Origin of the sequence: Ferrovum sp. (genome assembly GCF_027317285.1) — a bacterium.
GTDB lineage: Bacteria > Pseudomonadota > Gammaproteobacteria > Burkholderiales > Ferrovaceae > Ferrovum.
Genome location: NZ_DAHVHV010000079.1, coordinates 1 through 5,806 on the forward strand (window position 1 = coordinate 1; position 5,806 = coordinate 5,806).

Genomic DNA, 5,806 nt, shown 5'->3' on the forward strand with positions numbered 1-5,806 from the left:
GGTCGAAGGCACTCCCCTGCTAAGGGAGCATGCGGTCAAAAACTGCATCGAGGGTTCGAATCCCTCTCTCTCCGCCAAGGTTATGATGTAACAATATGATTTTATTGCATTAAATCGTTTTTATTTTTAACCGTCCCACAAATTGTCCCACAAAAAAGATTTCACTAGCCCCCTTTGAACCGGCTTTCTGGCTTGATGGACGCCATCGATCAAGGCGGTTTTGTGTGACAGTCACGGCAATTCCTCACACGATGGAAGGACGGGAAAACTCATTCCACGCTTGGCCCACTTTTTAAGGTGCCGAGTGGGAGAGGAAAAACTGCCGCCACGCTGACGGGAGTTTTGGAGGGGGGGACGCTTCAGAAGTGTTTGGTCAGCGCAATGATAGCCGCCAGGTCAAGAGTGGATTTGCACCCGAGCCGTTCCAAAGCGTCCTGAGCCTCGGTCAAGGCTTTCCGGGCATCGGCCACTTCCTGCCGGGCCTTCTCCAAAGCCCTCTGACGGTTCCGTGAAGCCTCCTGCTTACCTTCATCCGTCTTTGGTCCTGTGGATTGCTCCCAAGGTCTCCAGGAGTGGATCAAGGCAGATTGCCGGGCCTTCCGTTCAGGTGTCCATGCGGTCATGGTTGGTTCCTCCTGCAAAAGTTCGTTGATTTTGAAAATGCGCACTTACGCGGTCACGATGCCGCGCAACCCCGCGCCGTTATTGGAAATTGGTGCTCACCATGCGCAGAAACTCGGTCATAAAGTTCGTTGATCCAGAAAAGTAGCGGAAACTCCGGCCGTATTCACGCGCCAGCCCCCGCCGTTGCTGGTTTCCGGGGTGGCGGAAACTCGGGTCACTCCCTGACCATGACAATGTCCTCAAGCCTCTCCGCATCCAGCGCCTGCCAGTTCGTAATGACCCACGAGCGCGTCTGTGGTGGTGTCTGGCAAACCTCGATCACGCGCCCGGACTGGAGAGTGATTTTCCAGTGGTTGCCGATGGGGTCCTGTGCTGGTTCAGGTGCAGGTGTGGGTTCGCGCTCCTTGGGGTTTGCTATTGCTATTGTTGCTATTTTTGCTACGATTCCCACTGTTTCCCCTTCATGTGTAGCAGGAATAGCAACTGTAGCAGTAGCAACTGCCTCATAGCCCCGCTTCCGAATCAGTGCGGATAAGGTCATGGTGCTACCCCCAACAGTGCTGGGTTAATGTGGAGCGTCACCTTCTTCCCATCTTTTTTCACCCGCAGGCGGTCGAGTTCACCAAGTTCACGGATCGCCGCGTCAAGGCGTGCCCCATCCCTCAATGGCCCGTGCTGTCGCACGTGATTCTTTCTGACGAAATATGTGCGGCCTTGTCTGCAATGGTCGAGTAGCCAACCATCCAACCGCCCGGCATCAGCCAGTTCTACGGGCAGAGCAAGTTCACCAAAAAATCTACGGGCTTCGGATAGGTGCCATGCCGCGATTCGAGATGCCCCATCGAAAGCCTGACTTCCTATTGCGCCGCCCGAACCCTGGAACATCTGGAACAGCGCCGCCAGCCGTACCGCGTTGTCTGCCGTTTTGGCCGCAACGTCCCGCACGTCATAAAGTTCACCGCCGTTCACCAGTTCGGCTTCAATGGCATCGTGAAAATCAATCCATGCCGCCTTTGCGGACGGGGTCAGCCCCATCGTGACAGGAGCCAGCGAACCATCCTCGTTAACAAGAGGCTGCTGTTCCAGGATCGCGGCCATGCGTTTATGAAATGCCTCAAGGTGCGGCCAATTCGCCGGCGGTTCAGCGAAGGGTCGTTTTCCTTGGGTTGACACTGGCCACGAGACAAGGAATCGGGCCAGGAACCCCGTACCCCGAGCCAGGGTGCCGTTCTTGTTGAAATAATCCCGAAGGGTCGCTTCCTGCACCATCAACCCCAACGTTAACCGCGCACCGCGTACCGTGAAAGATTCAGAGGTGCGCCGCCCAACAGAGTGCGTTCCACCATCCCACATCACATTCATAAAGGACAGATTCCTCATCACACTATCCTTGCCCATGCCGTGGGAGCCGAATATCACGCCCGCCTCGCTGGATAGCACGCCACCCGATGGCCAGTCTTTCGCCAGACTCCAAGCAAGATTTTCTGGCGTTTCGTCCCCGAGGATCAATCTCGGAATTCGCGGTGGTTCCGGCTTCTCGTGTTCCAGAGTTCGCAAGAGGCTCTCCAAGCCAGAAGTTGGTTTGGAGTCTTTGGCCAGTTGACGGATTTTTTCTTTAATCCCCCCGCGCTTGGCTTCCCATGCCTCGATTGCCGCTGAATAATTTTTCAGTATGGGTTTTGCGGCTTCCGCCTGGGTTGCCTCATAATCCCGGATCGACCTGGCAAAGAATCCGTCACAAGTTGATTTTCTTTCTCCACTGTCTGCAATGGCGAGCATGAACAATCCCACAGGGCCACTTAGTTTTTCCGCTCGCTTGGCGTCCACGTGCGCCTGACAGGCCAGCGACACCGCCGCTAAGGCAGAGGCAGCAACGAGGGCCACGGGAGCCTGGACGAACCCCACAACTTCTTCCACCGCCGCCTGGATGATGTCGGGCAGGGCATCAATCGGATATGGTTCGGGATCAATCTTGGCCGCCAGTAATTGCGGTGGCACCGATTCTGAAAACTCTTGCGCCAGGGTTCGGCCTGCTTCGTTTTCTACCTCGGTCACGCTGTCCAGAAAGGCGGTCCCACGCTCCACCAAGTCATCCATGATGATGCCCCCCTCTGGCGACTTGCAGGGCGTTTGCAACCCGGCCAGAAGCCAGCGCCACCCGGTCACGCATTTGAGTGTCCAGCGGTTCGCCAGCCACGAACTGAGCCAGAATCAGCCCGGCCACCGTAAGTTCAAACGAAACCGCTTCGAGTACCGAAAACGCATCAAACGGTCGCCGTTCGGGTTTGTGGTTCACATCGCGAGGCGGGAAAAGGTCGCCCAACTCCAAACCCAGAGCGCCAACGACTTCCTGAACCGAACACCCTCCGAAACAGTGAATCAGGACGCGGCCACCATCCGCTTCCCGAACGGCCAGGGATGGGCTTCGGTCATCGTGAGCAGGGCAGCACGCAATCCACCTTCCAGCCCCTGTTCTGCGTACTTTTTGCAGACGTTCGAGGATTTTGGCAGCAGGATCGTGGTAAGATGCGGATGCGTTTCGAGAAGTACCCGCGCCCACCTCCCCGTGGGCGTTTTCATTTCGGGCGTTCATTTTCCTTCCCCTGCCAGGATTGCCCGGACGGTCCCTACCGACAAACCTCGACGACCCAAAACCACTATAGGCGCTGGCAAGGTCCCGTTTTTAAATCTCCGGTGGATAGTGCAGTGTGATTTTCCCAAGACTTGAGCGATTGCCGGGATTCCGAGAAAGGCGTCAGTCGGTAATGACTGAAAATTTTCAACCGAAGGGGATACGCGTTGTGCCATGATTTTCTCCTTTTTCGTCTCAAAGTGAGGCGATATGAGAAAATATACGCTTTGCAATCAAACGCTTAAATAGGGGGTATATGGGTTATTTGTATGGGTCGGATCAACCCATATGCGAGGCCAATGAATGCAGGTATGTGGGTTGGTCAGCGATTGAAAATAACCCACATAAACGAACCTGGTCAGGTGTTGTATCTGATCTTCCTGGCGCTCGTGAGCGTTTTCCAGCCAGTGTTAAACTGGTCCGCAGTCAAGGTAGTTTTGTCGCGCACCTTCTGTTTGTCGCCGCCAATCCGTCCTGAATTCCCCTCCAGCGCCAGTGGGTCAAGCCCCAAGGATATGATGGCCTCCAGGATCGTATCTCCGTGACGGTCTGCCGCGCTCTTTTGGGGTTCGGCTTGCGATTCCTGTACGCTTTTTTCCAAGGCTTTTACATCTCGGTCAAATCCTATTACGTATTCTCGGAAGGCCCCAAAGCGCGGCCAGTCCCACTGCCCATCGCTCGTACATCGGCCTGCTTCCTGCATCGGTTCTTTGTCCGGGTCCAGTCCAAACTGTTTACACTTTCCAACGTGTTCCACAACCGTTTTGATTTCATGGTCAATCGCACGTTGCGCCCACCCGGCAGCATGTTTCAGCATCGCCATTGCGTCTTTGGCGCATGAATCACATTTAAGCGGTTGGCTCGTACCCTCGTCTATTTCGTACCACTGGAATGCGGTTTCATTGTTGTGAATTTCTCTATGTAGGATGCTGGCGGCCTTGGATGCTTTCGCCACATCGGAAAGGCTTTGGTCCTGATTTTTGGCAATCTCCGCCACCGCATCGGCTATCGAGACGAAGTCAATCATGCTTGCTTCCCCCGGATCGGTACAACCTTTCCCGCTGGTGCTGGTGGCTGGCAATACCTCGCCCACTCCTGCATCAGGTGCCGCCGTTTCTCGAACAGGTCCGAACGGTTATAAGCACGCTCAACCGCACTACCAACGGTGTGCGCCAACGCCTGTTCTGCCACCTCTCTTGGGTATGCGGTCTGCTCGGAACACCAGTCCCTGAACGTGCTTCTGAAACCATGCGGAACGATCCACAAGCCACTTTTCTCATCAGTCCAAGGTGCCAGCCCATCCGCTTCCCTGCGCTGGTTGATGCGCCGGGTAACTGCGCTTATGGTCATGTCGCTGATCGTTCCTCCACGCAAGGCGGGAAACACCAGGTCATTATCCCGTGGGAGTTTTTCCAATATGGCCAGAGCCGCATCACTCAAGGGAACCCGGTGTTCTCGCCCGGCTTTCATCCTCTCGGCAGGGATCACCCAAACCGCGTTACGCGGGTCGAATTCATCCCACTTGGCACCCCTCACTTCACCCGAACGAGACGCGCACAGAATGGCGAATTCCAGCGCCACCGCACCCATGCCCTCGATCCCGTGCAGGTCATCCAGAAAGGCGTGAATCTGGCGATAGGGCAACGCTGGTTGCTTGGTCACCCTCGCCACCCTGCCTGGCTTCGGTAAGCATTGGTCGAGGTTGCCCTTCCAGTCTGCCGGGTTCGGTCCGGTCCGGTAGCCTTTGACGGTCGCCATAGACAAAACCGCCTCGATGCGTCCTCGTAACTTTGTGGCCGTAACGCTGGTGGTGATCCATATCGGTTCGAGAACCTTGACCACGTGCGCGAGTTCCACGTCCTGAACCAACATGTCTCCAATGGTAGGGTAGACGTGCATCTCAAAACTGGATCGCCAGACCTTGGTGTGACGCGCTGTTTTCTCGCCAGCCTTTGCCTCAAGGAACTGCTCCGCCACCTGACGAAAGGTAACTTGCTTGGCTTGGGAAGCCTTTACGGCGCTCTGTGCCGCTTTCTTCTGTGCCACCGGGTCGATACCAGCCTTCACCTGATCGCGCAATTCCTGAGCCTTCCTCCGGGCATCGGCAAGCCCTGTTTCTGGAAATGGTCCTAACCCGAGGTCACGCCGCTTGTCCCCTATCTTGATCCTCAGAACCCACGCTCTGGACCCGCCCGTGATCCGAAGGTGCAAACCTCGACACCCTCCCACTGAATGGAATCCTTCCTCGGTCAACCTGCCCACTTCCAACGGTGTAAGCATCTTGGCTATTTTCGGCATGATCCACCCCCCCTGTTTTTTAGCCCACCTTACCGCCCAACATAAATTATGCGCTTAGATGATACAGTATGCAACTGTATAAAACGCCAGTCATTGGCTGTAAGGCACTATCTACAGGGGGTTTGAGCGTATCAGAGTGAATCAGACAGAATCACGAAAAGGGTAAAATGGTGGACGCCGCCTCCACCATTACCTTAAATCCCAACCCGTATCGGTTGGGATTTTTTTGCCCGCAACGCCACTGTTGGCGGG

At 55.5% G+C, this 5,806-nt stretch carries 6 protein-coding genes; all 6 read right to left on the reverse strand.

Going from position 1 to position 5,806, the window contains the following annotated elements; genetic code table 11:
• Positions 1-359 precede the first annotated feature (359 nt).
• Positions 360-623: a hypothetical protein gene (locus tag M6F29_RS11055; protein ID WP_298159792.1), complete on the reverse strand. Its 264-nt coding sequence runs from the start codon at positions 621-623 to the stop codon at positions 360-362.
• A gap of 215 nt (positions 624-838) precedes the next feature.
• Positions 839-1,165 (reverse strand): hypothetical protein, encoded by a 327-nt coding sequence (locus M6F29_RS11060; protein WP_298159795.1) that lies wholly within the window; start codon positions 1,163-1,165, stop codon positions 839-841.
• Complete coding sequence (locus M6F29_RS11065) at positions 1,162-2,721, reverse strand: YfjI family protein (protein ID WP_298159797.1); 1,560 nt, start codon at positions 2,719-2,721, stop codon at positions 1,162-1,164. The genes M6F29_RS11060 and M6F29_RS11065 overlap by 4 nt, the downstream gene beginning before the upstream one ends.
• Positions 2,714-3,217, reverse strand: a complete 504-nt coding sequence (locus M6F29_RS11070) for a CHC2 zinc finger domain-containing protein (protein WP_298159799.1) — start codon at positions 3,215-3,217, stop codon at positions 2,714-2,716. The genes M6F29_RS11065 and M6F29_RS11070 overlap by 8 nt, the downstream gene beginning before the upstream one ends.
• 397 nt (positions 3,218-3,614) lie before the next feature.
• Positions 3,615-4,283, reverse strand: a complete 669-nt coding sequence (locus M6F29_RS11075; RefSeq protein WP_298159802.1) for a hypothetical protein — start codon at positions 4,281-4,283, stop codon at positions 3,615-3,617.
• Positions 4,280-5,554, reverse strand: coding sequence for a tyrosine-type recombinase/integrase (locus M6F29_RS11080; RefSeq protein WP_298159804.1), 1,275 nt, complete (start codon positions 5,552-5,554; stop codon positions 4,280-4,282). The genes M6F29_RS11075 and M6F29_RS11080 overlap by 4 nt, the downstream gene beginning before the upstream one ends.
• Positions 5,555-5,806: the final 252 nt, after the last annotated feature.